We start from the raw sequence: 25,954 nt of genomic DNA, 5'->3' as shown, positions 1-25,954 counted from the left end.
ACCGTAACGATCAATTCTTTTTCTCGTGGGCAATGGCCAGCTTGTAGAAAGTGGCCGAACCGCCTTCAGTGGTGTAACCGGTATTGTCCTGGGTATAGACCCCTGCCTTGAAGTAGAACAGTTTACTGGCCCAGGCTGAATCCAGCTTGGCGTACCAGACTGCGTCGAAGGCATTGACCGTCAGGTCGCCGCTGGGCGACAGGTTGATGGTGTAGTTGAACTGCTTGTTGAGCGGCACGCCCTGCGCAATGGTAATGACCTCGATTTCCGAGTCTGGCGTACGACGAAACTTGGCGACGATATTGCCGGTCTGCAGCTTCTCCTTGTACTGGTACTCCACCTTCAGCAGCGGCTCGGTGCTCTGGTAGCAGTGAATCTGACCGATCACGATTTTGCCCGTGGAAGGCACTTGATCGACCTCCAGCGTCGCGCGCAGAAAATTGTCAGCGCTTGAGTAGGCCCAGTTGAAGACCCTGCCATCGGACGTCGTCTCGCGTAATTCGGAGCGCGGGTACTTGGCGTTCTCTGTGGTGGAACCGGTCACCGGTGCCCAGAAAAACAGCGTATCCCCGGATTGAAAATAGCCATCCCGATAACCCTTAACCAACTTGGGGGTTTCGATGATGGTAGCGGGACTTCCGACAGGGACGGAAAGATTCCAGGTGGCAAGGTCGATCATGGAGTAGCTCGCAAGGTACGCATTGCGCACCGACAGAATGGCTCTGGAACGGGCGTGCTGGCCCGTTGTGGTCAACCAGACTATCGGCTCAATCGTTTATTTTTTAAACAGCAACGACAACGCAATGACGCCAATAAACCGCCACAAAAAGACCGATGCCACTACTTTGATGTCAGATCACGACACAAGGCAGATTGCCATCCATTTGCTGCAGACGGCGATTCATCAGGACCCTCTTATCGGGTGCCGCGCCATTTTTTTGAATGGTGCTGCGTAGATGCGCGGGATTTTTGGGCTTATTACCGACGAACGGTAGCAATTATTTTTTGAAATAATGAACTTTCCCCGCTAAAAGCGGACGCAAACAGCCGTTCATCGCCTCTACGCCCCCTCAAAAACCCTTTCGGGCGTGCCTGCAACCCAAAAAGCCCCACTGGGCAGTTACGGGTTGACTGTAAGAACTTGTTACGAGATATTAGTTAGCATCCTACTAATATCCTCCCTAACAATATTGTTCCTAACTAAATTGTTCACGACTCAGCCCCCGGTGATTCATGCTTGTCGACCCACTGCATCGCGCTGTCAGTAGCGGCCTGGTAGCCGCCTCTCGCCAATGGCGACGCATTTGCCAGAACACACTGGTCACCTATGAAATTTCTGAAGCATGTGCCGGGCCACTGCTGGCCATTGCGCGCCTGGGTGACGGCGTGCATCAGGTAAAAGTCGCGCAGGCGGCCGGCATGGAAAGCCCGACACTGGTGCGCCTGCTCGACCAACTGTGCAAGGCCGGCATCGTCTGCCGCAGCGAAGACCCCAATGATCGCCGCGCCAAGGCCCTCAGCCTTACGGACAAGGGTCGTGCGTTGGCAGGCTCGATAGAACAGGAGCTGACGCGTCTGCGGGCGGATGTGCTTCAGGGCCTTCAACCTGCCGATCTCGAAGCCACCTTGCGGGTATTTCAGGCCTTCGCCGAGGCTGCACAAGGTGAGCACGGGGGGCAGGTTTGAACGGATTTTTCTCCAGCGTCCCACCGGCACGCGACTGGTTCTACGGCGTGCGTACCTTCGGCGCGTCGATGCTGGCGCTGTACATCGCGCTGTTGATGGAAATGCCTCGCCCCTATTGGGCCATGGCCACGGTGTACATTGTCTCCAGCCCCTTTGTCGGCCCGACCAGCTCCAAAGCCCTGTACAGGGCCGCCGGCACCCTGGCGGGTGCAGCGGCGTCGGTGCTGCTGGTACCGATGTTCGTACAGACGCCCTTGCTACTGGCCATCGTGGTCGGACTGTGGACCGGCACCCTGTTGTTCCTTTCCCTGCACTTGCGCACGGCCAACAGCTACGCACTGATGCTGGCGGGTTACACCATGCCGCTGATTTCCCTGCCGGTGGTCGACAACCCGCAGGCCGTGTTCGACATCGCCGTGTCGCGTACCGAAGAGATTTTCCTCGGCATCATCTGCGCCGCCGTCGTGGGTGCAATGTTCTGGCCCAGACGTCTGGCACCGGTATTTCAGGCCACCACGGAAAAATGGTTCAGTGACGCCTCGACCTACAGCCAGCGCTTTATCAGCCGCACCTGTCAGCCCGAGGAAATCGGCGCACTGCGCAATTCGATGGTTGGCAGCTTCAACTCTCTGGAAATGATGATCGGCCAGTTGAGCCACGAGGGCGCACGCAAGCAAACCGTACGCAACGCCAATGAGCTGCGCGGCCGGATGATCCATCTCTTGCCGGTCATCGATGCACTGGATGACGCATTATGGGCGCTGGAGCGACGCACGCCTGAGCTGTTGGCCAGCCTGAAACCCGTGCTGCAAAAGGCTTGCGACTGGCTTGAAAGCACTGCCGACGGCCCGCAACGGGAGCAATGGCAACAGTTGCATGATGAGCTGGAACGCCTTCAGCCGAACTCTACGCAACTGGACGACCGCGATCAGCTGCTGCTCTCCAACACGCTTTTCAGGCTCGGCGAGTGGATTGACCTGTGGCTGGATTGCCGGACCCTGCAATATGCGATCAAGACAGACGATCAATCGCCATGGAGAGCGGTCTATCGCCACTGGCGTCTGGGTCGGTTGACGCCGTTTCTGGACCGCGGCCTGATGCTCTATTCAGTGACCTCGACGGTGCTGGCGATCATCGCTGCATCGGTGTTGTGGATTCTGCTGGGCTGGAAAGACGGCGCCAGTGCCGTGGCGCTGGCAGCGGTGTCGTGCAGCTTCTTTGCAGCCATGGACGACCCTGCCCCGCAAATCTACCGGTTCTTTTTCTGGACTCTGCTTTCGGTGGTATTTGCCAGCCTGTACCTGTTCGTGGTGCTGCCTAACCTGCACGACTTTCCGATGCTGGTGCTGGCCTTTGCGGTGCCCTTCATCTGCGTCGGCACCCTGACTGTGCAACCGCGCTTCTTTCTCGGCACGCTGCTGACCATCGTCAACACCTCGTCGTTCATCAGCATTCAGAGCGCCTACGACGCGGACTTCATGAACTTTCTCAACTCCAACCTGGCCGGACCTGCCGGGCTGTTGTTCGCCTTTATCTGGACGCTGGTGTTCCGCCCGTTCGGGGTTGAACTGGCGGTCAAGCGTCTGACCCGTTTCAGCTGGCGTGACATCGCCAGCCTTAGCCAAGACGCGTCTCTGGCCGAACACCGGCGCATGGGCGTGCAAATGCTCGACCGTTTGATGCAGCAGTTGCCGCGTTTGACACTCACCGCGCAGGACACCGGGATTGCCCTGCGTGAATTGCGCGTCGCGCTGAACATGCTCGACCTGCTGGCCTACACCCGACGCGCCACGCCTGCGGCCCAGGTGCTGTTGCGTCAGGTGATCGATGAAGTCAGCGGCTATTTCAAACACTGTCGCAAGAACGGTGAAAGGCTGCCCGCGCCCCGCGGCCTGCTGATGGCCATGGACCGCGCACGCCGTTCGTTGACGGCTCAGGAGATGGGCGACAACCCGGCCCGGTTGCATCTGTTGCACGCCCTCAGCGGCCTGCGTCTGGCCTTGTTGCCGGGGGTCGAGATTGTCACCGTGGGCGGCGAACTGACCGAGCAACTGCCGCATAACATCGATGGAGCGCCCCTGTGATCGGTGATCTGGATATCAGCGGGATCTTCATCCCCACGTTCCTGGCGATGATGGGCATCGCCTATCTGCTGTTTCTCGCCGTGCACGCGCTGCTGTCGCGTGCCCACTTCTACCGTCTGGTCTGGCACCGGGCTTTGTTCAACGTAGGTCTATACGCTTTGTTGCTCGGCGCCGTGGATACTCTAAGTCGATACCTGATGACATGAAAAAACCGATACTGACACTGGGCCGCGTGGTCCTGACCCTGCTGGTTGTCACTCTGGCTGCCGTCGTTGTATGGCGCATGGTGATGTATTACATGTACGCGCCGTGGACCCGCGATGGGCATATTCGCGCCGATATCGTGCAGATCGCGCCGGACGTGTCCGGGCTGATCCAGAAGGTCGAGGTCACCGACAATCAGCCCGTGCACAAGGGCCAGGTGCTGTTCACCATCGATCAGGACCGCTTCCGCCTGGCCTTGCGTCAGGCGCAGGCGACAGTCGCCGAGCGCCAGGAAACCTGGGAGCAGGCACGCCGCGAGAACAGGCGTAACCGTGGCCTGGGCAACCTGGTGGCGCGTGAGCAACTGGAAGAAAGCCAGTCCCGCGAAGCCCGCGCCCTTTCTGCGCTTGGTGAATCAAAGGTCGCAGTGGATGCCGCGCAGCTGAATCTGGATCGTTCGGTGATCCGCAGCCCGGTGGACGGCTACCTTAACGACCGCGCGCCCCGCGACCATGAATTTGTCACCGCCGGGCGTCCGGTGTTATCGGTGGTCGATGCCGCATCGTTCCATATCGACGGCTATTTCGAAGAAACCAAACTGGACGGCATTCATGTCGGCCAGGGCGTCGACATTCGTGTCATCGGTGACAACGCACGGCTGACCGGCCATGTGGTGAGCATCGTTGCCGGCATCGAAGACCGCGACCGCAGCAGTGGCTCGAACCTGCTGCCCAACGTCAACCCGGCCTTCAGTTGGGTGCGTCTGGCACAGCGCATTCCGGTACGCATTGCCTTCGATGACGTGCCTGCCGACTTCCGTATGATCGCCGGGCGTACTGCAACGGTGTCAATCATCGACGATACGCAGGAGGGCACACGATGAAACGTGCCTTACGCGTGGCCGCACTCGGTTTTACTGCCGTGTTGTCGGCCTGTCAGGTAGTCGGGCCGGATTACCAACTGCCCAAGGATGGCGCGATCAATCGTCCGGATTTACAGGGCGAACTGGCCGGGCGCTCGGTCAATACGGTATCGGCCCCGGTGCCTGCGCACTGGTGGCGGCTGTATCAGGATGCGCGTCTGGATGAACTGGTGCGCCAGGCCATTGCCTCTAATACCGACCTGCGCATCGCCGCCGCCAACCTGCAGCGCGCCCGCTACCAGACCTCGGAGGCCGAGGCGGCGGGCGGATTTACCAACGGCGCGAAAATCGGCGCACAGCGCGTGCAGGAATCGGGCGAAGCGTTTCTGCTGACCGACAAGGTGCCGGTCGCCAACGTCGGGGATGTGGGTCTGACTACGTCGTATCAGTTCGATCTGTTCGGCACCTTGCAGCGCGGCATCGAAGCAGCGCAGGCCAATGTCGATGCCAATCAGGCTGCGGTGGATACGGCACGTATCACCGTAGTCGCCGATGTGGTGCGCGCCTACACGCAGATTTGCGCTGCCAACGAAGAACTCGACATCGCCCGCGAATCGCTGGACCTGCAGCAACAGAGCGTAACCCTCAACCAGCGTCTTCGCGATGCCGGGCGAGGCGATGAAACCCAGGTCACTCGCTCGCAGACGCAGTTCAAGTCACTGCGAGCCGAAATGCCCCGTTACGAAGCGCGGCGTCAGGCGGCGATGTTCCGCCTGTCGATGCTGCTGGCAAAACCTGTAGAGCAACTGCCCGCCGGGGTCAGCAGCTGCAATGCGCTGCCGCACATTGCGCAGGTCATGCCGGTAGGCGACGGCGCAACACTGCTCAAACGCCGCCCGGATGTGCGTCAGGCTGAACGTCATCTGGCGATGTCGACTGCGCAGATCGGTGTTGCCACCGGCGAGTTGTATCCGGACATCAGCATCGGCGCGAGCATCGGCACTACCGGCCTGATCGAGAACCTCGGCAAACCGGCCGCCAACCGCTGGGGCTTCGGGCCGCTGCTGAACTGGACCATCCCGTCCAACGGCTCACGCGCACGCATCCATCAGGCCGAAGCTTCGGCCCAGGCTGCTCTGGCGCGCTTTGACGGTGTAGTGCTCAACGCCATCCGTGAAACCCAGACCGGTCTGGCGCAATACACCGCCCTGCTCGACCGTCGCGATGCTCTCAAGGAAGCCGAACAATCGGCCAAGGAAGCGGCTGACCAGACCCACCGCTTCTATCAGGCCGGACGCGCCTCGTTCCTCGCTGACCTGCAAGCCACACGCACTTACACCGACGTGCGCGCACAAATGGCCGAAGCCAACACCCAGGTGGCCATGGGACAGATAAACCTGTTTCTGGCGCTCGGCGGCGGCTGGGAGAAGGATGACGTGGCGCAGAAGTAGGAAAGGCGCTCGCCTCGCCATCAGGCCTCGTTCGGATTGATCAGTGCCCTCAGGACATGGTCTTCCCAAACTCCGGCAATTTTCAGGTAGGCGCGCGCGTACCCTTCCTTTTCGAAGCCGAGTGATTGCAGAAGTCGCTCGCTGCGTACATTGGCTGGCATGTGGCTGGCCATGATTCGATGCAGCCCCATCTGTTCGAAACAATAGCGATTGCTCACCTCAAGCGCCCTTTGCATCAAGCCACGCCCCTGAGCAGTCTCTGCCAGCGAGAAGCCGAGGTTGCAGGCCTGAAAAACGCCCCTCACGATATTCGTGTAACTGCACCGCCCCAGCAATTCGCCGCCGTCTGAGTCGATGACGAGGAAGAAAACCGCGCTGCCGGACTGCATGCTTTCCCACTGCTGCTGAACCCTGGATCTGGCGTTTTCGAGAATGAAATAGTCATCATCCCTGAACGGTTCCCAAGGCTGCAGATGCTTGCGATTGGCCTTTTCGTACCGGTTGATCAACTCGCAATCATCAAACGCCAATACCCTGATCGAAAAGCCCTCACCTGAATACTGCATGCATCCTCCCGCGTCAGCCATTGCCGACGCTCACCACCTGGCTTGTTATAAGCAGCCCTGATGATTCAAGCACTGGACGCTCTGCGCCACAAGAGGACGCGGAGCGTCCAGAACGGCATGCGACGCAGAGCGACGCACGATAGTTGAGGCTGTCGTTCCTTACGCTCCAGCGCCGATCTGTCTACGTAGGTCTTACAAGAACCCGAAAAGCGGGAGCTGCCGCCTGTCGAACTGTGAGTAAAGACTTCTGTGGGAGTGAGCTTACTCACGAAGACGTTGCTCCAAACACCCTGTTTACGCGGGCTATAACGACCTCTTCGCGAGCAGGCGAAGCGTCGCACGACTCGCTCCCGCAGGTGTTGTGTGCTTGCACTCACCTGCCCAATGCTCCTAGGCTCTGCCGATATTCGAATCGGGAAGCACCATGGACACCTCTCTCAGCCGCCGCGAGCGGTTGCATATCGTTATTTTCGAGGCGAATACGCCTGCCGGCAGAACGTTTGACAAGATTGTGCTGGTCGCGATTCTGCTCAGCCTGCTGGTCACGGTCATCGACAGCATCGAGAGTATTCATCGCGATTACGCAATGCTGTTCGCCTGGATCGAATGGGGCTTTACGCTGCTGTTCGCGATCGAATACATCCTGCGCCTGTACTGCTCGCCCCGACCGCTGAAGTACGCGTTCAGTTTCTACGGGCTGGTCGACCTGCTGGCCATTGTGCCGGGGGTTCTGTCGATCTATTACAGCGACGCGCAGTACCTGCTGATCGTGCGGATCATCCGTATGCTGCGGATTTTCCGCGTGCTCAAACTCGGCACTTACCTGCGCCAGGCCAACTATTTGCTGGCTGCGCTGCGTGGCAGCAAGCAGAAGATCATCGTGTTTCTGGTCACCGTTTCCACTCTGGTTACGGTGTTCGGCACGCTGATGTACGTGATCGAAGGCCCGGAGCATGGCTTCACCAGCATCCCCAAAGGCATTTACTGGGCTATCGTGACCCTGACCACTGTGGGCTTTGGCGATATCGTGCCGAAGACGCCGGTCGGGCAGATGCTCTCGTCGCTGGTGATGATCATCGGCTACTCGATCATCGCCGTGCCCACCGGTATATTCACCGCCGAACTGGCCAACGCCATGCGCGGCGAACAGCTGAAACACGATTGCCCGGTGTGCTCGAAGAATTTCCACGAGCACGGCGCTGCGTTCTGTTCACGCTGCGGTAATCAATTGTTTGCAAAAGTAGAGTCCAAGGCATAAGCAAAGACCTTTTCAGTCTTTAAACAGCAGGCGCGATACTGATAGTGTCGCGGCATTACGCCATCAGGCTTTACACACGACTCTTCATCTCAAGGACCCTGCAGTGAATAAACTCTTCGCCGCCTCGCTACTGGCCGCTGGCCTGGCCTTTGCCAGCGCTGCCCAGGCAGCCCCGACGCTGCTCAACGTCTCCTACGACGTGATGCGTGATTTTTACAAGGACTACAACAGCGCCTTCCAGAAGCATTGGAAAGCCGAGAAAAATGAAGACGTGACCGTGCAGATGTCCTTTGGCGGTTCGAGCAAGCAGGCGCGCTCGGTCATCGACGGGCTGCCGGCTGACGTCATCACCATGAACATGGCGACCGATATCAACGCGCTGGCCGACAATGGCGAGCTGGTGCCGAAAGACTGGGTCAGCCGCCTGCCGAATAACAGTGCGCCGTTCACCTCGGCCACTGTGTTTATCGTGCGCAAGGGCAACCCGAAAGCCCTCAAAGACTGGCCGGACCTGATCAAGGATGGCGTGGAAGTCATCGTGCCTAACCCGAAAACCTCGGGCAACGGCCGCTACACGTACCTGTCGGCCTGGGGCTACACCCTGAAAAAAGGTGGCGATGAAGCGGCCGCGAAGAAATTCGTCGGTGAACTGTTCCGCCATGTGCCAGTGCTCGACACGGGCGGTCGAGGCGCGACCACGACGTTCATGACCAACCAGATCGGCGACGTGCTGGTGACCTTCGAAAACGAAGCGGAAATGATCGCTCGTGAATTCGGTCGCGACCAGTTTGAAGTGGTCTACCCGTCCGTGTCGGCAGAAGCCGAGCCGCCAGTGAGTGTGGTCGACAAGGTCGTGGACAAGAAACAGTCCCGCGCCTTGGCCGAAGACTACCTGAAATACCTGTGGTCACCGGAAGGTCAGGAAATCGCGGCGAAAAACTACCTGCGCCCACGTGACCCGCAGGTCTTGGCCAAATACACCGACCGCTTCCCGAAAGTGGACTTCCTGTCGGTCGAGAAAACCTTCGGTGACTGGCGCACAGTGCAGAAGACCCACTTCATTGACGGTGGTGTGTTCGACCAGATCTATCCGGGCAAATAAGTCCCCCGAAACGCAAAACGGCGACCCATCAGGTCGCCGTTTTCATTTGCAGGCTTGAATCAGTTACTGAACTGCTTACCCAGCCCGGCCGGAACGCCGCTGGCGTCGGTCGCCTGCCACGGACCGTTAGGGTTGGTTGCCCAGCTCCAGCCGTTGTTCCACTGATAGTAAGTACGCTGGCGATAGAAGGTGTTGGGCTGATCGTCCATCACGTACACCCCCAGGCGCGGGTCCCAATGGCTGCCACCGCCCGGTGGCGGGGCGAAACTGGCCGAGGTCTTCGGCGCTGCGGCTGGCGCTTTGGCAGGCTCGGCAGGCGCCGTGTTCGGGCGCGGTGCGCCGGGTTGCTGGCCGCCCGGCAGGTTAAGGATCGGATCCTGGCTGTGAGGCGGTGCCGGATGCTGGACAGCACAGGCACTCAGGCCAACGACCAGCCCCAACAAGGTGATGCGTGCGGTACGGTACATAAGCAATTTCTCTAGTTATCCGGACTGTCGATGGTCACTAACTGCTGCGCCGCGATGTCGCTGGCCAGCGGCTGACTGCGGCCAACCCACTCACCGGTGGTTGGCTGCCCTGCGCGAGACACTCGCGCAACCAGTTGGACTTGCGCAAAGTTCGACAGGTTCAGTTGCGGCATCATTGCATCGGCATCACTCAGTTCAACCTCGGCAGGCAGGTCCGCCACCGTGATGCGTTTGACCGCCAGTGGCGCGGCCGGGCCGTTGATTGCACGGGCGAAGATGAACACGCTGTCACCCGGTTGAACGTTACCCTTGAGCGAGGCAGCCAGCGTGACACGCACCTTGAGCGCCCTGGCCTTGACCGGCGCGGCCTGCCCGGCAAGGTTTTCTCTGGCGCGGGCTATGCCGCCTTCCAGCGCCGAGCGCGAAGCGTCCTGCGCGGGCAACGCCGCCAGCAGGCGGGTCCAGTAATCCACGGCTGCCTGATAGCGCTGTGTTTCGAACGCGGCAATCCCCAGCAGGCCGAGGCTGGTGACTTCGTTGGGGTCGGCCTGCAGCGCTTCGTCGGTCAGCGCCTGCACCTGTGCGGTGAAGTGTTTGTCGCTGGCGAAATACAACGCCTGCGCCCATTGCCCGAGCAGCTCTGGCGATCTTCCGGCCAGTGTCACCGAGCGCTCGAACATCTGCGCGGCGTCACCGGGGCGGTTCTGCGCCATGTAGCTGCGCGCCAGAAAATACAGGTTTTCGGCTGAATCCGGCTGAGCCTGCACGCTGCGCTCCAGGCGCTGGGTCAGGTCTGCCAGCGAGGTCGGTGGTCGAGCGAATTCGCGGCTCAGTTCAACCCGGTCACTGGCACCCAGTTGCAGATAACCCGCCAGCCCCAATACAGGGACCAGCACCGCAGCCAGCACCAGCGAGGGCTTGCCCAGACGCGATGTGCGGGCAGGCTCTGCGCCTTCAGTGTCGGCGAGCAGCTCGCGCGCAGCTTCGGCACGAGCGCCTTGCAATTGCGTCACCGACAACACGCCCTGCTCTTGCTGAACCTGCAACTCGTCCAGCCGTTCCTGATACAACGCCACGTTCAGGGCTGTGCGGTCTTCTTCACGTTGCGCACGATGGCCGCGCAGCACTGGTATCAGCAGAAAACCCAGCGCCACGAGCAAAAGAAGCCCGGTCGCGATCCAGAAATCGATCATGGGCGGTGGTCATCCAGCAAAGCGGCGAGGCGTTGTCGCTCATCCTCGGAAAGCACATCGGCCTGTTCGGAGTGCGCCTTGCGACGCCGCCCGACGATGAAACCGATCACCACCAGACCGCCGATCAGCAGACCGGCCGGGCCGAACCAGAGCAACCAGGTGCGCGCATTGAGGCTGGGTTTGTAACGAACGAAGTCACCGTAGCGATCAACCATGAAGTCGATGATCTGCTGATTGCTCTGCCCTTCACCCAGCATGCGGTAAATTTCCTTGCGCAAATCGGCGGCAATCGGCGCATTGGAATCGGCAATGTCCTGATTCTGGCATTTGGGGCAGCGCAGTTCTTTGGTCAGTTCGCTGTAGCGGGCACGCTCGGCATCGTCGCGAAAGGTGTAGGCGTCGATAGCGGCGTGGGCGATGCCTGAGCACAGCACGCTGAGCAGGACAATCATCAGGCAGCGCTTCATGGCTGCGCCTCATCAACCAATTGCTGGTAACGGGCAGCGAGCTTTTCTCGCCACACAGCCTCATCGATGACCCCGACATGTTTGTAACGAATAATGCCCTGACGGTCGATCAGGAAGGTCTCCGGCGCACCGTACACGCCCAGGTTCAGCCCCAGCGAGCCGTCGTCGTCACGGATATTCAGCTGATAAGGATCGTGAAATTCCTTGAGCCATTTCAGCGCGTCGGCGTTGACGTCCTTGTAGTTAACGCCGTAGATCAGCACGCCCTGCTGCGCCAGCCGGGTCAGCACAGGATGCTCCACCCGACAGGCCACGCACCAGGTGCCCCAGACGTTGACCAGTGCGGGTTTGCCCAGCAGGTCGGCGCGGGTCAATACGCGGCTGCTTTGAACTTCGGGCAGCGAAAACTGCGGAAACGGCTTGCCGATCAGCGCCGACGGCAGCTCGGCGGGGTCCAGATACAAACCGCGATACAGGAACGCCGCCACGCCGAGAAACAACGCCAGCGGCAGGAGCATGACCCAGCGCTTCACAGTGCAACTCCCGACATGCCCAACGCCTCGCGCACCTTGCTTTTGACCCGCGTGCGATAGCGACGGTCAAACGCCGCCAGCACACCGCCCAGACCGGTCAGCAGGCCGCCGAGCCAGATCCAGCGCACAAACGGTTTGACGTGAACCCGTACGGCCCAGGCGCCATTGTCCAGCGGTTCACCCAATGCTACGTAAAGATCACGGCTGAAACCGGCCTCAATGCCTGCTTCGGTCATCATTGACTGCTGCACGCTGTACAGACGTTTTTCCGGGTGCAATTCAGTGATCTGCGCCCCGTTGCGCAGGACGCGAACGGTGCCGCGATCGGAGGTGAAATTCGGCCCTTCATAATGCTTCGCGCCCTCGAATACAAAGACGTAACCGCCCAGCTCAGTGGACTCGCCAGGGGCCATGCGCAAATCGCGCTCGGCGCTGTTCTGGCTGGACAACACCACGCCCAGCGCGCACACCACAATGCCAAGGTGCGCCAGCTGCATGCCCCAATAACTGCGGGTCAGGCCAAGCGCGCCGCGAAGCAGGCCCTTGTGACGGGTCTTGTCGAGCAGGTCGCGAACCCCGGCCAGCAGCACCCAGGCGGCGAGCATTAAGGTGGCCAGCACCGCCCACTGAAAATCACCCATGAGCAGAGCGGCGAGCACTGCCAGCACGGCGCTGCCAACCAGTACCGGTGCCAACATGCCCAGCAGCCATTTCAGCGGTGTGTCCTTCCAGCGCACCAGCACGCCGACCGCCATGACCACCAGCAACAGCCCCATCAACGGTACGAACAACGCATTGAAATACGGCGGGCCGACCGACATCTTGGCTCCGCTCATGGCATCGATCACTAGCGGATAAAGGGTACCCAGCAGGATCATCGACGCAGCAGTCACCAGCAACAGGTTATTGCCCAGCAACAGGGTTTCCCGCGACCACAGGCCGAATCCGACATGGCTTTTGACCACCGGCGCACGAATCGCAAACAGGGTCAGCGAGCCGCCCACCACGACCAGCAGGAACATCAGGATAAACACGCCGCGTGCCGGGTCCGAGGCGAAAGCGTGCACCGAAGTCAGCACCCCGGAACGCACCAGAAACGTGCCCAGCAGGCTCAGGGAAAATGCGGCAATCGCCAGCAGCACCGTCCAGCTCTTGAACACACCACGTTTTTCCGTGACCGCCAGCGAGTGAATCAGCGCAGTGCCCACCAGCCATGGCATGAACGAGGCGTTTTCCACTGGGTCCCAGAACCACCAGCCGCCCCAGCCCAGTTCGTAATAAGCCCACCATGAGCCAAGGCTGATCCCGACACCGAGAAAGGCCCAGGCCACCAGCGTCCATGGCCGCGACCAGCGCGCCCAGGCGGCGTCGAGTCGGCCGCCAAGCAAGGCGGCGATGGCGAAGGCAAAGGCCACGGAAAAACCGACATAGCCCATGTAGAGCATCGGCGGATGCACGATCAGGCCTATATCCTGCAACAGGGGGTTGAGATCGCGTCCGTTGGCAGGCATTTGCGGCAGAAGACGGGCGAACGGGTTGGAGGTGAGGATCAGAAACAACAGAAAGCCCAGGCTGATCATGCCCATCACGGCGAGCACCCGCGCCAGCATTACCTGAGGCAATTGCCGGGAAAACACCGAAACAGCGAAGGTCCAGCCGCCGAGAATCAGCGCCCATAGCAGCAACGAGCCTTCATGCGCGCCCCACACGGCACTGAATTTGTAATACCAGGGCAGCGCCGTGTTGGAATTCTGCGCCACATAGGTAACGGAAAAATCGTCGGTCATGAACGCGTAGGTCAGGCAACCGAAGGCAAAGATCAGAAAACTGAACTGGCCCCACGCCGCCGGACGCGCCAGGCTCATCCACAGGCGGTCGCCGCGCCATGCACCGATAAGCGGAATAATGGCCTGCACCAGCGCAAAGCCGAGTGCCAGAATCATCGCCAGATGGCCGAGTTCGGGAATCATCGATCAGCCCTGTTTCGCAGGTGTGGAAGAGCCGCCCGGTGCCGCCTGGCCGCTGTCGCGTAGCGCCTTGGTGACTTCGGGCGGCATGTACTTCTCGTCATGTTTGGCCAGCACCTCATCGGCCACCACCACACCCTGCGCATTGAGCTTGCCTAACGCGACAATGCCCTGCCCTTCGCGGAACAGATCGGGAAGAATGCCGCGATAGGTGATGGTCACCGACTTGTTGAAATCGGTGACCACAAAACGCACATCCAGCGAGTCCGCCGAACGCTGCAATGAGCCCTTTTCCACCATGCCGCCAGCACGAATGCGCGTGTCCAGCGGTGCTTCGCCGTTGGCGATCTGGCTTGGGGTGTAGAACAGATTGATGTTTTCCTTCAGCGCACCGAGCGCCAGGGTCAGGGCCAGCCCGACGCCAGCCAGCAGGGCGGCAATGGTCAACAGACGTTTTTTGCGCAACGGGTTCACCAACGATTCTCCCGTTTCAGGCGACGCGCCTGTTGTTTCAGGAACCGCTGGCGCGCCACCAGCGGCATTGCCACGTTGATCAGCAACACCAACAGGCACAGACCGTAGGCCGACCAGACAAACAGCCCGTGGCGGCCCATGGCGAGAAAGTCGCTGAATGACGCGAAGTTCAAGACCTGCCCTCCGACGGTTCTGGCGTTTGCCCCAGGCTCCGCAGAACCTCGGCCTTGACCCACTGGGTGCGCGACTCGCGACGCAGCACTTCAAGGCGCATACGCAGCAGCAATACGACGCCGAAGAAGCAGTAGAAACCCAACACCGTGAGCAGCAACGGCAGCCACATTTCGGCAGGCATGGCCGGTTTTTCCGTAAGGCTGAACGTCGCGCCCTGGTGCAGGGTATTCCACCACTCGACCGAATATTTGATGATCGGGATATTCACCACGCCGACGATGGCCAGCAGTGCACAGGCCTTGGCAGCGCTGGCGCGGTTGCTGATGGCACTGCCCAACGCGATCAGGCCGAAGTACAGAAACAGCAGAATCAGCATTGAGGTCAGGCGCGCGTCCCAGACCCACCACGCGCCCCAGGTCGGCTTGCCCCAGATCGCGCCGGTCGCCAGTGCCAGCGCGGTCATCCACGCGCCAATGGGTGCAGCGCATTGCAGCGCGACATCGGCCAGTTTGATTTTCCAGACCAGCCCGACCACGCCGCACAGGGCCAGCATGACGTAGCAGGACTGGGCGAGCATGGCAGCAGGCACATGGATATAAATGATCCGGAAGCTGTTGCCCTGCTGGTAATCAGGCGGCGCAAACGCCAGCCCCCAGATGATGCCGATGCCGAGCAGCAGTGCAGCGGACACACTCAGCCACGGCAGCAGACGTGCGCTGATGCGGTAAAACCCTTTCGGTGAGCCGAGTGTGTGCAGCCAGGCCCAACCGATGCTGCTTTTCATGGCGTTGCTTTTCATCAGGTGTATCCAGGGTGTTGACCGGCATCGAATTCTCGATCCCGGAACCTCAATTTATTCACCGACGCTGATTTTCAGGCCAGCGGCTATCGCAAAGGGGGTCAGAGTGATCGCCAGCACGCTCAGGCAGCCCAGCCACAGCAGATAGCCAGTCGCTGGCATGCCTTGCAGCGCGGCTTGCAACGCACCGCTGCCCAGAATCAATACCGGGATGTACAGCGGCAGAATCAACAACGCCAGCAACAGGCCGCCGCGCTTCAAACCCACGGTCAGCGCCGCACCCACTGCACCCAACAGATTGAGCACTGGCGTGCCCAATAGCAGCGACACCATCAACACCGGCAGGCACCGCACCGGCAGCCCCAGCATCAGCGCCAGCAAGGGCGACAACAATACCAGTGCCAGCCCGGAAAAAACCCAGTGTGCCAGCACTTTGCTCAAGACCAGAAGGGCCAGCGGGTGCGGCGAAAGGACCCACTGCTCCAGCGAGCCATCCTCGAAATCACTGCGAAACAGCCCGTCCAGCGACAGCAACACGGCCAGCAGCGCCGCGACCCAGACCAGCCCCGGTGACAAGGCTTGCAACAATTGCGTCTGCGACCCCAGCGCCAGCGGGAACAAGGCGACCACTATCGCAAAGAACACCAGCGGGTTGGCAAGCTCTGCCGGACGCCTGGCCAGCAGGCGAAACTCACGAGCGATCAGCAGGGCAAAGACGTTGCTCATGCTGCCCACTGCCCCAGATCGATGTCCCGATAGCCCGCAGGCAGGCGGCTCAGGGTGTGATGAGTGGTCATGATAATCATGCCGCCCTTTTCACAGTGCCCGGCGAGATGGTTTTCCAGTTGGGCAATGCCCTGGCGATCCAGCGCGGTGAACGGTTCATCGAGCAACCAGAGTGGCGGGCCTGGCAGATACAGACGCGCCAGCGCGACGCGACGCTGCTGCCCGGCCGACAAGGTGTGACACGGCACACCTTCGAAACCTGCCAGCCCGACCGCGTCAAGCGCATTGAAAATGGCCTCGGCATCGGCAGGATGATGAAGCGCACAGAGCCAGGAAAGATTCTCCAGCGGTGTCAGCAGGTCCTTGAGCGCCGACGCATGGCCAACCCACAACAGATTGAGCCCCGGCGCTGTCGGCTGGCGGCCCGCTGGCTGGCCGTTGAGCAGCACGTGCCCGGCCGTGGGTTGCATCAGCCCGCACAACAGGCGCAGCAGGCTGGTCTTGCCACTGCCATTGGGGCCGCTGACCTGCAGCATGTCCCCCGTGCGCACCTGCAGATCAAGGTTTTCGAACAGCATCCGCCCGTCCCGCTCACACGTCAGAGCCGTCGTTTGCAAAAATGGGGGGGCTGGGATCATCGGGCGTTTCCAGTGCTGGAGCGTCGCGAAATGTACCAAAACAGACACATACGCAGTAAAAGGCGGTTCAAGTCGGGGGTGATATGGCCGTTACATGAAGAGAAGTTAATGGCGGCTGGTCCGGTTTTGGCCGGTATTATACATGCGAGTCCTGTTATCAAAGGGGCAATTTCCTCAGGTCGATATTTCAATGACAGGCGACATCACCAGCGTCCCGGCGACAATCCCTACCACCACCCTGCTGCGCGCCGGCATCTCCCCTGCGCAGGTGCTGACCCTGCTGCAATCGGCGGATAATCTGATTCCCGAAGGCGAAACCGTCGACGCCGAAGTGCTGACCCTCAAGCAGGTCAACCAGAACTTCCAGTTGCTGCTGCGGCTGGTACTCGCCAATGGCAGCCTGACCAACCTGCAGGTCACCAGCAGCGTACCGTTCACGCCCGGCAGTCTGTTACAGGTGGCGCAAGCCTCGCCCAACGAGCTGACACTGACGCTGCAACAGATCAACAGCGCGCTGAAAAACTCGATGACCAGCATCGATACGCAACAATTGCCGGTCGGCACGCTGTTGCAGGGCAAGGTCATGACCAGCCAGGTGATCGCGCAGGCAGTCAATCAATTGGCCACGCAAAACCCGGGTGCCGCAACGCCCACTTATCGCTCCATCGTGATGCTGCTCAATACTGCGCTGGCGGGCTCCAGCCTGACCATCGAAAGCCCGCAGCCGCTGACGGTCGGCAGCCTGCTGAGCGCGCAGGTACAAGGCAACCAGGCGCTGAACTTCGTCGCCCTGCCCGGTCGTTTCGATCAACTGGCCGTGGCGCAGCAACTGGCTGCTCAGCAAAACCGCCAGGGCTCGCTGGATAACCTGATCAACGCCCTGCAAAACCTGCAATCAGCCAATACAACCAGTGCCAGCCCTGCCAGCAACTCAGCGATCAGTGCCCCGCTGCAAGCCGCCATCAGCCAGTTGCTGGACGATCTGCCCGACATAGAGCAGATGAGCACACCGAAAGGCGTCGCCCAGGCCCTCAATGCCAGCGGCGTGTTTCTGGAAGCGAAGCTGCTTGCCGGGCTCAATCCGGCTCAGGTTCCGGACATGAAAGCCAACCTGATGCGCCTGATTGCGCAGATTCTTCCGGGGTTGCCGGACAACACCACTTACAGCGCCGCCGCTGCGTCCAATACCCTGGCGCGGGCCATGCCCAACGCGATTCGCAATGCCCTGGGCACCCTTGGGCTGGTTGCCGCACGCACCCAGCCGAGCATCTTTCCGCTGCCGTCGCGCAACGTCAGCGGTGGCGAAAAAGAGGACGACCTGGAGATTCTGCTCAAGCTGGCTGCGGCAGCTGTTTCGCGCCTGCAAAGCCACCAGTTGGGCGGTCTGGAGCAGACCCGCACCAATACCGACGGCACTCAGGTGACTACCTGGCAATTGGAAGTGCCAATGCGTAACGCGCATGACATCGTACCCTTGCAGGTCAAGGTGCAGCGTGAAGACAAGCCGGATCAGGAAGCTGCCGAAGACCGTGACGAGGTCGAGGTCAAGGAAACCCGGGAAAAGCTCTGGAAAGTCGATCTGGCATTCGACCTTGAGCCGTTGGGGCCGCTGCAGGTGCACGCGCAGTTGTTGCGCGGCACGCTGTCCAGTCAGCTGTGGGCCGAGCGGCCCGACAGCGCGGTCTTGATTGAACATGAATTGGGATATTTGCGCGAGCGGCTGATTGCCTGCGGCCTGGCAGTCGGCGAACTGGCCTGCAGCCACGGCGCACCGCCCAGTGGTCCGCGCACCGCCCTTGAACAACGCTGGATTGACGAGAACGCCTGATGTCCCTACCCGACCATGTCCCGCGCCAGGCTATTGCCCTGAGCTACGACGGCCAACAGGCCCCGACGCTCAGCGCCAAGGGCGACGACCAGCTGGCCGAGGCCATTCTGGCCATTGCCCGTGAATATGAAGTGCCGATCTACGAGAACGCCGAACTGGTCAAACTGCTGGCACGCATGGAACTGGGCGATAGCATCCCCGAGCCGCTGTACCGCACGATTGCCGAAATCATCGCCTTCGCCTGGCACCTGAAAGGCAAGTTTCCGGCAGGCCAGGACCCGGATGCGCCGCCTGTGGAGCGGGATATTACCCCGCGCTACTGATAGCGCAGGAACAAGTGCGCATCACAACGAAATCGGCTTGCGCCCTGCAAACGAGTGCGCCAGGGTGCCGCCGTCGACCAGATCCAGCTCGCCACCCAATGGCACACCGTGGGCGATGCGCGACGCGACCAGGCCTTTTTCGTGGAGCAACTGGGCGATGTAATGCGCCGTCGCTTCGCCTTCCACCGTCGGGTTGGTGGCGAGGATCACCTCAGTGAAGGTGCCCTGCTGGCTGATACGCTCCATCAGTTGCGGAATGCCGATGGCTTCCGGTCCCAGGCCGTCGAGTGGCGACAGATGGCCCTTGAGCACAAAGTAGCGACCGCGATAACCGGTCTGCTCCACCGCGTAGACATCCGTCGGCCCTTCCACCACACACAGCAGCGTGTCATCACGGCGCGGGTCGGCGCATTGCGGGCAGAGCTCCTCTTCGGTGAGGGTGCGGCATGAGCGGCAATGACCAACGCCATCCATCGCCTGCCCCAAGGCCAGCGCCAGCCGTGAGCCGCCGCTGCGGTCGCGCTCCAGCAGCTGCAACGCCATGCGTTGAGCGGTTTTCTGACCGACGCCCGGCAGCACGCGGAAGGCATCGATCAACTGGCGAATCAGGGGGCTGAAGCTCATGGAGAAAAATCCGACAAAAACACAAGACGCGGTTTATACCCGCGCGTTGCCGTGAGCGTCAATTGAGGTGTTCGATACTGCGACCAACAGCGCCTACGCGATTAATGTGATCAGCCCTTCAGCGCCGTCTCCAGAAACTCCGTCAGTGCCTGCACCCTGGCGCTGCGGTGCTTGCGCACGGGCACCAGCAGGTTGATCGGCGCGCTGGCCAGTTGCCAATCGGCCAGCACCCTCACCAGCCTGCCGCTGGCAATGGCGTCGCTGACGTCCCACTGCGAGCGCAAGACGATGCCCAGCCCCTGCTCGGCCCAGCGCCGGGCAACCGAGCCGTCGTTGCTGAGCAGCGCAGGCTCGATGCGCAGGGTCTTTTTCGCCTGGCCCTTGCTCAGGTGCCAGAGGGTCACGTCTTCATCGTTTTCGCGGATGCAGATGCAGCGATGACACGCCAGCTCGTCAGGCGTCGAAGGCACGCCGTGCTGCTCCAGATAAGCCGGGCTGGCGCACAGCCAGCGATGGTTGTGCGCCAGAGGTCTGGCGATCCACAGACTGTCATTGAGGCTGCCGATATGAATCACTGCGTCGCTGTCATGCCGATCGGGCCACGGCGTTTCGCGCAGGTCCAGGTGCAGACGCAATTGCGGGTGCAGTTTGGCAAAGCGCGCCAGCAACGGCGCAATGCGCTGGCGACCGTAACCAAACGGCGCTGCCAGACGCAGGGTGCCGACCAGTCGCTCATCGTGCTGCTTGAACGATTCCGGAAGCGCTTCAAGCTGTTCCAGCAGATGCGCGCTTTCCTGTGCGAAACGTTCGCCATCTGCCGTCAGGCTCAGGCGTCTGGCGTCGCGATTGGCCAGGGTAATGCCCAGCTGCGTCTCCAGCTTGCGCAAGCGCATCGACAGCGCGGGCGGCGAGACATTCAGGACTCTGGCCGCAGCACTGAGGGACTCGCAGCGCGATAGCGCCACGGCCAGACGCAGGTCTTCGATAGCGATCATTCAGCTCAGCTTAAGGATTGATGACAAGGCATTGAACCACAGCTTCATCACCCGTGAGTAGAGTGGCAGCCGTCCCCAGTCACGCGAGCTCTGTCCATGTCTGCCCTTTTGTCTTCTCTCGATACGCCTGTCGCGTTGCTTGATGTGCCGCGTATGCAGCGCAATATCCAGCGCATGCAACACCGCATGAATGAGCTGGGTGTGCGTTTGCGTCCGCACGTGAAGACCAGCAAATGCCTGCCGGTGATTCAGGCGCAGATAGTTGCAGGTGCCAGCGGCGTGACGGTCTCGACCCTGAAGGAGGCCGAACACTGCTTTGCCGAGGGCATCGACGACGTGTTCTACGCCGTCGCCATCGCACCTGGCAAACTGGACCAGGCACTCAAACTGCGGCGCAACGGTTGCCGCCTGAGCATCCTGACCGACAGCATGGTCGCTGCCCAGGCGATTGTCGCCTTCGGCCAGCGACATGATGAGAACTTTGATGTGTGGATCGAAATCGATTGCGACGGCCATCGTTCCGGGCTGACCGTCGACGACCCTTCGCTCGTCGAAGTCGCGAGAACGCTGATCGAGGGCGGCATGCACCTGCGAGGGGTCATGACCCATGCCGGGTCCAGTTACGACCTCGACACCCCCGAAGCGCTGCAAGCCCTCGCCGAGCAGGAGCGCAGGCTTTGCGTCAGCGCCGCCGAGCGCATTCGGCAAGCGGGGCTGCCCTGCGCGGAAGTCAGCATCGGCTCGACGCCTACCGCGCTGTCGGCGCAGAGCCTGCAAGGCGTGACCGAAGTACGTGCCGGGGTCTATGTATTCTTCGATCTGGTGATGCACAACATCGGCGTGTGCCGCGCCGACGAACTGGCCCTGAGTGTGCTGACCACGGTCATCGGCCATCAGCAAGACAAGGGCTGGATCATCGTTGACGCAGGCTGGATGGCCATGAGCCGGGATCGCGGCACCCAGCGCCAGCGTGAGGATTTCGGCTACGGCCAGGTGTGCAGCGAAACCGGCGAGTGGATCGACGGCGCGCGGGTGACGGGTGCCAATCAGGAGCATGGCATCATCACGCTCGCCACCGGCAGCCAGGCAGACATTACTACGCGCTTCCCCATCGGCAGCCGGCTGCGCATTCTGCCCAACCACGCCTGTGCTACCGGTGCGCAGTTCCCGGACTACCACGCCTGCGATGCCGAAGGCGCAATTCACACCTGGAGTCGCTTGCATGGCTGGTGATATCGAACTGATTCGCACACCCCTGGCCGCCGCGCCAGGCGGGCATTATTCCCAGGCAGTGTTGCATGAAGGCACGCTGCATGTTTCCGGGCAACTGCCGGTGCGCGCTGACGGCAGCCACAGCGTCGACGAGCCATTCGAGGTGCAGGCCGTTATTGCGCTGGACAACCTGGCTGCCATTCTTGAGGCAGCAGGATGCACGACCGATGACCTGCTGAAAGTGACCATTTACATCGCAGGCATCCAGCACTGGCAGGCCTTCGATCGCATTTATGCAGGCTATCTAGGCGACCATCGCCCGGCCCGCGCCGTGGTGCCGGTTCCAGAATTGCACCACGGCTACCTGATCGAGATCGAAGCCCTGGCGCGCACCGTACGATGAACACTATCGGGAGCACCTCATGACCCCGCAAAAAAGCGACGTTCTGATTATCGGCGGCGGCTTCATGGGCTCGTCATCAGCGTTTTTCCTGCGCCAGCACGGGCGCTCGGTAACTCTGCTGGAGCGCGACCAGATCGGCCAGTACGCCAGCGGCGTCAACTTCGGCAACGTGCGCCGCCAGGGCCGCTTTCTCGGCCAGCTGGAACTCTCCAATCGCTCCTGGGCGCTGTGGAAACGCCTGCCCGAACTGATCGGCGAAGACCTGGAGTTCATTCCAAGCGGCCATATGCGCGTGTGTTATCGCGAAGACGAAATCGCTGAATTGGAGGCCTATGCCGCCGCACCCGAAGCCCGCGAGCTGGATTTGCAGGTGATCAGGGGCAAGACGCTGCATGAGCGCTTCCCGTTTCTCGGCCCGGAGGTCAAAGGCGGCTCTTATGCGCCCCACGACGGGCACGCCAACCCGCGCCTGGCCGCACCCGCCTTCGCCCGTGCGGCGATTCGCGCCGGGGCAAGAATCGAAGAGCGCACCGAGGTGGCAGAGGTGCAGAAGGTCGGCGGCGAGTTTCACGTCAGCACCACCGACGGCCAGTTGTTCGTCGCCGAGCAATTGCTGATCACCGCCGGGGCCTGGGCGGCCAAGCTGGCCGAGCAGTTCGGCGAGCCGGTTCCGCTGGAGCCCAACGGGCCGCAAATGTCAGTGACCGAACCGGTGCCCTACGCCCTGCCGACGGTGATCGGAGTGTTCACCAAAATCAAGGAAGAAGTGATCTATTTCCGCCAGATACCGCGCGGCAACATCATCATCGGCGGTGGTAATCGCAACAAACCGGACATGCTCAATCGCCGCGCCTACTTCAAGCCGGAAAGCCTGATCAACCAGATGAAGCAGATGAAACGCCTGTTACCCGGCGCAGAGAAGCTGAACATCATCCGTGTCTGGAGCGGCATCGAGAGCTATACGCCGGATTCGCTGCCGATCATGGGCCGCAGTGGCAAGGTGGACGGCCTGTTCTACGCGTTTGGCTTCTGCGGCCACGGCTTTCAGCTCGGCCCCGGCGTCGGCGATGTCATGGCCGAGCTGATCAGCACCGGCAGCACGCGCACGCTGATCTCCCCATTCGATATCCGCCGCTTCACTGACCCGACGGCTATCGAGATGCCGTTCACGTCCAGCCTGATGAGCACAGGCAAGCTCATATGAGCCGAAACGACCCACTTCACCCTCGCAACGGAGGCTCCATGCACGCGACCCCAGATACCCTCTATCGATATCGCCCGGTGACTGAGGCGGACATTCCTGCGGCCCATGCCCTCTCGGTACACCTCAAATGGCCGCACCGCGAAGAAGACTGGGCCATGGTGCAACGAACCTCAGAGGGTTTTGTCGCCGAACGTGACGGCCAACTGGTGGGCGTGGCATTCACCTGCCATCAGGGCGACTGGTCATCCATCGGCCTGGTGATTGTCAGCGATGAACATCAGGGCAAAGGCATCGGTCGCCGCCTGATGCATCTGTGCCTTGACGCAACCGCACCGCGCACACCGATCCTCAATGCCACGGAACTGGGCGCGCCGTTGTACCGGAGCCTTGGCTTTGTCGATTTTGCGCGGATCCAGCAGCATCAGGGCATTGCTGACCTGTCAGGGCTGGCGACACCGAGCGATGGTCTGCCGATTCGCACGCTAGGTCAGGCCGACCATGCCGAACTGATCAGGCTGGCCAACGCGGGCAGCGGTCTGGATCGCACCGTCGTGCTGAATGACCTGTTGTCGCGCGATGCAGAAGAGGTGGTGGGCATCGACCATGAGGGGCGCCTGACAGGCATCGCCCTGCTGCGTCGCTTCGGCCGCGGGCATATCATCGGCCCGCTGGTGGCCCGTGACGTGGGGCAGGCACGGCAGTTGATTGCCCATCTGCTGCAACGGATACCCGGCATGTTCGTGCGCTTCGACATTCTGGCTGATTGCGGCCTGGCGCCGTGGCTCGAAAGCCTGGGCCTGCCGTGTGTCGACAGGGCACCGCGCATGGTGCTCGGAACGCCACCGCCATCAAGCAAGGACGTGCAGCAGTTTGCGCTGGTGACCCAGGCCATAGGCTGAAATCGGCGCGGATAACGCCCCGGAACAGGTCCGCAATGTTAGCGGGTTGCATACAGCAGATTATTCTTTGCAGCAAGGCAGATCGGCGCTTTTTATCCAGACCGCTTTGTTAGCTTATAGGCATATAACGGCCTGATATCAAACGGCCTGACCTCGCCCATTATCGCTCCAGGGAGCCCACTGGATGACCTCACAGTCCTTGAACAGCCATCGCGTTGATCCAGACACCGCGCAGAAATTCTATATCGATGGTCGCTGGTCGGCGCCGCTCAACCCGGCCAGTATTGCGGTGATCAACCCGGCGACCGAAGAAGTGGTGGCGCACGTTGCCAGTGGCTCGGCCGCCGACGTCGACCGCGCGGCTGCAGCGGCGCGGGCAGCCTTTGCGGGCTGGTCCGGCACCTCGGCACCCGCCCGGGCCGAGATAATCGGGCGCATCCACGAGCTTATCCTCGAGCGCAAGGAACAACTGGCGCAGGCCATCTCGCTGGAGATGGGCGCAGCTATCAGTTCTGCGCGGGCGATGCAGGTGCCGCTTGCCGCAGAGCACGTTCGTGTTGCGCGTGACCTGCTGGCGACCTATCGCTTCCAGAGCGTCGAAAGCGGCACCGCGATTGAACGCGAACCCATCGGTGTGTGCGGGCTGATCACGCCGTGGAACTGGCCGCTGTATCAAATTACTGCAAAAGTCGCCCCGGCGATTGCCGCTGGCTGCACGGTGGTGCTCAAACCCAGTGAACTCTCGCCATTGAGCGCCTTGCTGTTCGCGCAACTGGTGCACGACGCGGGCCTGCCGCCGGGAGTGTTCAACCTGGTCAATGGCAGCGGCCCTGAAGTGGGCGGCGCGATGGCTGCGCACCCTGACATCGACATGATCTCGATCACCGGTTCCAACCGTGCAGGCGCATTGGTGGCGCAGGCCGCCGCACCGACTGTGAAACGGGTAACTCAGGAACTGGGCGGTAAATCACCGAACATTCTGCTGCCCGACGCCGACTTCGCCAAAGCGGTGCCGCCCGGCGTGATGGCCGCGTTCCGCAACGTTGGCCAGTCGTGCAGCGCGCCGACCCGCATGATCGTGCCCAGGAACCGACTGGCGGAGGTTGAAGCGCTGGCTGCCGAAACGGCTGCGGCAATCATTGTGGGAGATCCGCAGCGGGAGGAAACAGTGCTGGGGCCGATCGCCAACGAGGCACAGTTTCACCGCGTACAGGCGATGATCGATGCCGGGCTGAGTGAAGGCGCGAAGCTGGTCTGCGGCGGGCCAGGGCGTGTGCAAGGCCATGAGCAAGGCTTCTACACCCGGCCGACGGTATTTTCCGAAGTGGACTCGTCCATGCGTATCGCCCGGGAAGAAATATTTGGTCCGGTGCTGTGCCTGATTGCCTACGACACGGTTGATGAGGCGGTGGCGATTGCCAACGACACCGTTTACGGTCTGGGCGCGCATGTACAGGGGCAGGATCTTGATCAGGCCCGTTCGGTGGCTTCGCGCATTCGTGCCGGACAAGTGCATCTGAACTACCCCGCCTGGAACCCGATGGCCCCGTTCGGCGGCTACAAGCGCTCGGGCAATGGCCGTGAGTATGGCGTGCATGGCTTTGAAGAGTATCTGGAGACCAAGGCTATTGTGGGGTTTGGTTGAGTGGCGCGAGTGATACGCACGAATGCTCGGCTCATGCTCGCTCATCTTTATAACAAAGATGATTATCGTGCCTGCGCAGGTGGCAGGTGACCTCTTCGCGATCGTGGTAGGGCTGTTGATTATCGTGCCTGCGCTCCGCGTAGGCATGCAGTTCGTGACGCTCTGCGTCA

General features: G+C 61.2%; 29 protein-coding genes. 15 read left to right on the top strand and 14 right to left on the bottom strand.

Annotated elements, in window-relative coordinates; all coding sequences use genetic code 11:
* Nucleotides 1-10: 10 nt before the first annotated feature.
* On the bottom strand, nucleotides 11-679 hold the full coding sequence (locus RYC18_RS23340) for a polysaccharide lyase family 7 protein (protein ID WP_005733740.1): 669 nt from the start codon (nucleotides 677-679) through the stop codon (nucleotides 11-13).
* A 37-nt stretch (nucleotides 680-716) separates the two neighbouring features.
* Between RYC18_RS23340 and RYC18_RS23335 the strand changes: the two genes are divergently transcribed.
* The 6 genes from RYC18_RS23335 (at nucleotide 717) to RYC18_RS23310 (ending at nucleotide 6,287) form a co-directional block, all read left to right on the top strand.
* A complete protein-coding gene (locus tag RYC18_RS23335; RefSeq protein WP_316886947.1) occupies nucleotides 717-956 on the top strand; it encodes a hypothetical protein in 240 nt (79 codons plus the stop codon).
* A 277-nt stretch (nucleotides 957-1,233) separates the two neighbouring features.
* Complete coding sequence (locus RYC18_RS23330; protein WP_002554194.1) at nucleotides 1,234-1,686, top strand: MarR family winged helix-turn-helix transcriptional regulator; 453 nt, start codon at nucleotides 1,234-1,236, stop codon at nucleotides 1,684-1,686.
* On the top strand, nucleotides 1,683-3,770 hold the full coding sequence (locus RYC18_RS23325; RefSeq protein ID WP_316886907.1) for an FUSC family protein: 2,088 nt from the start codon (nucleotides 1,683-1,685) through the stop codon (nucleotides 3,768-3,770). The genes RYC18_RS23330 and RYC18_RS23325 overlap by 4 nt, the downstream gene beginning before the upstream one ends.
* The gene (locus RYC18_RS23320) at nucleotides 3,767-3,976 is read left to right on the top strand and encodes a DUF1656 domain-containing protein (RefSeq protein ID WP_005744635.1); all 210 of its coding nucleotides are present in this window, start codon (nucleotides 3,767-3,769) and stop codon (nucleotides 3,974-3,976) included. The genes RYC18_RS23325 and RYC18_RS23320 overlap by 4 nt, the downstream gene beginning before the upstream one ends.
* Nucleotides 3,973-4,857, top strand: coding sequence for an HlyD family secretion protein (locus RYC18_RS23315; RefSeq protein WP_005744634.1), 885 nt, complete (start codon nucleotides 3,973-3,975; stop codon nucleotides 4,855-4,857). The genes RYC18_RS23320 and RYC18_RS23315 overlap by 4 nt, the downstream gene beginning before the upstream one ends.
* Nucleotides 4,854-6,287, top strand: coding sequence for an efflux transporter outer membrane subunit (locus RYC18_RS23310; protein WP_058400924.1), 1,434 nt, complete (start codon nucleotides 4,854-4,856; stop codon nucleotides 6,285-6,287). The genes RYC18_RS23315 and RYC18_RS23310 overlap by 4 nt, the downstream gene beginning before the upstream one ends.
* A gap of 20 nt (nucleotides 6,288-6,307) precedes the next feature.
* On the opposite strand, the gene RYC18_RS23305 is transcribed toward RYC18_RS23310, so the two are convergent.
* A complete protein-coding gene (locus tag RYC18_RS23305) occupies nucleotides 6,308-6,853 on the bottom strand; it encodes a GNAT family N-acetyltransferase (RefSeq protein WP_004657079.1) in 546 nt (181 codons plus the stop codon).
* 424 nt (nucleotides 6,854-7,277) lie between these two features.
* On the opposite strand from RYC18_RS23305, the gene RYC18_RS23300 reads away from it, so the two are divergent.
* Nucleotides 7,278-8,111: an ion transporter gene (locus tag RYC18_RS23300; RefSeq protein WP_002554214.1), complete on the top strand. Its 834-nt coding sequence runs from the start codon at nucleotides 7,278-7,280 to the stop codon at nucleotides 8,109-8,111.
* 103 nt (nucleotides 8,112-8,214) lie between these two features.
* Nucleotides 8,215-9,213 (top strand): sulfate ABC transporter substrate-binding protein, encoded by a 999-nt coding sequence (locus RYC18_RS23295; protein WP_005780521.1) that lies wholly within the window; start codon nucleotides 8,215-8,217, stop codon nucleotides 9,211-9,213.
* 59 nt (nucleotides 9,214-9,272) lie between these two features.
* Here the strand turns inward: RYC18_RS23295 and RYC18_RS23290 are convergent, their stop codons facing one another.
* From RYC18_RS23290 to ccmA, 10 genes are read right to left on the bottom strand one after another with little or no spacing between them, the layout of a single operon-like run.
* Nucleotides 9,273-9,680 (bottom strand): hypothetical protein, encoded by a 408-nt coding sequence (locus RYC18_RS23290; protein WP_002554216.1) that lies wholly within the window; start codon nucleotides 9,678-9,680, stop codon nucleotides 9,273-9,275.
* 11 nt (nucleotides 9,681-9,691) lie between these two features.
* Entirely contained in the window at nucleotides 9,692-10,873 is a 1,182-nt protein-coding gene (ccmI, locus tag RYC18_RS23285) for a c-type cytochrome biogenesis protein CcmI (protein ID WP_316886906.1), read from the bottom strand.
* Nucleotides 10,870-11,340 (bottom strand): cytochrome c-type biogenesis protein, encoded by a 471-nt coding sequence (locus tag RYC18_RS23280; RefSeq protein ID WP_004665807.1) that lies wholly within the window; start codon nucleotides 11,338-11,340, stop codon nucleotides 10,870-10,872. Before RYC18_RS23280 ends, ccmI begins: the two co-directional genes overlap by 4 nt.
* Nucleotides 11,337-11,873 (bottom strand): DsbE family thiol:disulfide interchange protein, encoded by a 537-nt coding sequence (locus RYC18_RS23275; RefSeq protein ID WP_002554219.1) that lies wholly within the window; start codon nucleotides 11,871-11,873, stop codon nucleotides 11,337-11,339. Before RYC18_RS23275 ends, RYC18_RS23280 begins: the two co-directional genes overlap by 4 nt.
* Complete coding sequence (locus RYC18_RS23270) at nucleotides 11,870-13,843, bottom strand: heme lyase CcmF/NrfE family subunit (RefSeq protein WP_316886905.1); 1,974 nt, start codon at nucleotides 13,841-13,843, stop codon at nucleotides 11,870-11,872. Before RYC18_RS23270 ends, RYC18_RS23275 begins: the two co-directional genes overlap by 4 nt.
* 3 nt (nucleotides 13,844-13,846) lie before the next feature.
* Entirely contained in the window at nucleotides 13,847-14,314 is a 468-nt protein-coding gene (ccmE, locus tag RYC18_RS23265; protein WP_316886904.1) for a cytochrome c maturation protein CcmE, read from the bottom strand.
* Nucleotides 14,311-14,487, bottom strand: coding sequence for a heme exporter protein CcmD (ccmD, locus tag RYC18_RS23260; protein ID WP_002554222.1), 177 nt, complete (start codon nucleotides 14,485-14,487; stop codon nucleotides 14,311-14,313). Before ccmD ends, ccmE begins: the two co-directional genes overlap by 4 nt.
* Nucleotides 14,484-15,287 (bottom strand): heme ABC transporter permease, encoded by an 804-nt coding sequence (locus tag RYC18_RS23255; RefSeq protein ID WP_316886903.1) that lies wholly within the window; start codon nucleotides 15,285-15,287, stop codon nucleotides 14,484-14,486. The genes ccmD and RYC18_RS23255 overlap by 4 nt, the downstream gene beginning before the upstream one ends.
* Nucleotides 15,288-15,341: 54 nt before the next feature.
* Complete coding sequence (gene ccmB, locus RYC18_RS23250; RefSeq protein WP_316886902.1) at nucleotides 15,342-16,013, bottom strand: heme exporter protein CcmB; 672 nt, start codon at nucleotides 16,011-16,013, stop codon at nucleotides 15,342-15,344.
* Nucleotides 16,010-16,651 carry a cytochrome c biogenesis heme-transporting ATPase CcmA gene (gene ccmA, locus RYC18_RS23245; RefSeq protein ID WP_316886901.1) on the bottom strand — a complete coding sequence of 214 codons (642 nt, stop codon included), beginning with the start codon at nucleotides 16,649-16,651 and terminating at the stop codon, nucleotides 16,010-16,012. The genes ccmB and ccmA overlap by 4 nt, the downstream gene beginning before the upstream one ends.
* 190 nt (nucleotides 16,652-16,841) lie before the next feature.
* On the opposite strand from ccmA, the gene RYC18_RS23240 reads away from it, so the two are divergent.
* Together RYC18_RS23240 and RYC18_RS23235 are read left to right on the top strand one after the other, a co-directional pair.
* The gene (locus RYC18_RS23240; protein ID WP_316886900.1) at nucleotides 16,842-18,479 is read left to right on the top strand and encodes a flagellar hook-length control protein FliK; all 1,638 of its coding nucleotides are present in this window, start codon (nucleotides 16,842-16,844) and stop codon (nucleotides 18,477-18,479) included.
* Nucleotides 18,479-18,802 (top strand): EscU/YscU/HrcU family type III secretion system export apparatus switch protein, encoded by a 324-nt coding sequence (locus RYC18_RS23235; protein WP_016980905.1) that lies wholly within the window; start codon nucleotides 18,479-18,481, stop codon nucleotides 18,800-18,802. Before RYC18_RS23240 ends, RYC18_RS23235 begins: the two co-directional genes overlap by 1 nt.
* A gap of 21 nt (nucleotides 18,803-18,823) precedes the next feature.
* Here RYC18_RS23235 and recR read toward each other — a convergent pair whose 3' ends face one another.
* Complete coding sequence (gene recR, locus RYC18_RS23230; RefSeq protein WP_016980906.1) at nucleotides 18,824-19,426, bottom strand: recombination mediator RecR; 603 nt, start codon at nucleotides 19,424-19,426, stop codon at nucleotides 18,824-18,826.
* Nucleotides 19,427-19,536: 110 nt separating this feature from the next.
* Nucleotides 19,537-20,421, bottom strand: a complete 885-nt coding sequence (locus RYC18_RS23225) for a LysR family transcriptional regulator (RefSeq protein ID WP_016980907.1) — start codon at nucleotides 20,419-20,421, stop codon at nucleotides 19,537-19,539.
* Nucleotides 20,422-20,517: 96 nt separating this feature from the next.
* On the opposite strand from RYC18_RS23225, the gene RYC18_RS23220 reads away from it, so the two are divergent.
* From RYC18_RS23220 to RYC18_RS23200, 5 genes are all read left to right on the top strand, one after another.
* Nucleotides 20,518-21,654 (top strand): DSD1 family PLP-dependent enzyme, encoded by a 1,137-nt coding sequence (locus RYC18_RS23220; RefSeq protein ID WP_316886899.1) that lies wholly within the window; start codon nucleotides 20,518-20,520, stop codon nucleotides 21,652-21,654.
* Nucleotides 21,644-22,036, top strand: a complete 393-nt coding sequence (locus tag RYC18_RS23215) for a RidA family protein (protein ID WP_004657118.1) — start codon at nucleotides 21,644-21,646, stop codon at nucleotides 22,034-22,036. Before RYC18_RS23220 ends, RYC18_RS23215 begins: the two co-directional genes overlap by 11 nt.
* 19 nt (nucleotides 22,037-22,055) lie before the next feature.
* On the top strand, nucleotides 22,056-23,240 hold the full coding sequence (locus RYC18_RS23210) for an NAD(P)/FAD-dependent oxidoreductase (protein WP_044320921.1): 1,185 nt from the start codon (nucleotides 22,056-22,058) through the stop codon (nucleotides 23,238-23,240).
* 38 nt (nucleotides 23,241-23,278) lie between these two features.
* Nucleotides 23,279-24,139 carry a GNAT family N-acetyltransferase gene (locus RYC18_RS23205; protein ID WP_316886898.1) on the top strand — a complete coding sequence of 287 codons (861 nt, stop codon included), beginning with the start codon at nucleotides 23,279-23,281 and terminating at the stop codon, nucleotides 24,137-24,139.
* Between the two features lie 184 nt (nucleotides 24,140-24,323).
* Nucleotides 24,324-25,784: an aldehyde dehydrogenase family protein gene (locus tag RYC18_RS23200; RefSeq protein ID WP_316886897.1), complete on the top strand. Its 1,461-nt coding sequence runs from the start codon at nucleotides 24,324-24,326 to the stop codon at nucleotides 25,782-25,784.
* Nucleotides 25,785-25,954: the final 170 nt, after the last annotated feature.

It is taken from the genome of Pseudomonas syringae group sp. 247E2 (assembly GCF_032587795.1).
Taxonomy (GTDB): domain Bacteria; phylum Pseudomonadota; class Gammaproteobacteria; order Pseudomonadales; family Pseudomonadaceae; genus Aquipseudomonas; species Aquipseudomonas amygdali.
This window is presented reverse-complemented; position numbering and strand designations above follow the sequence as displayed.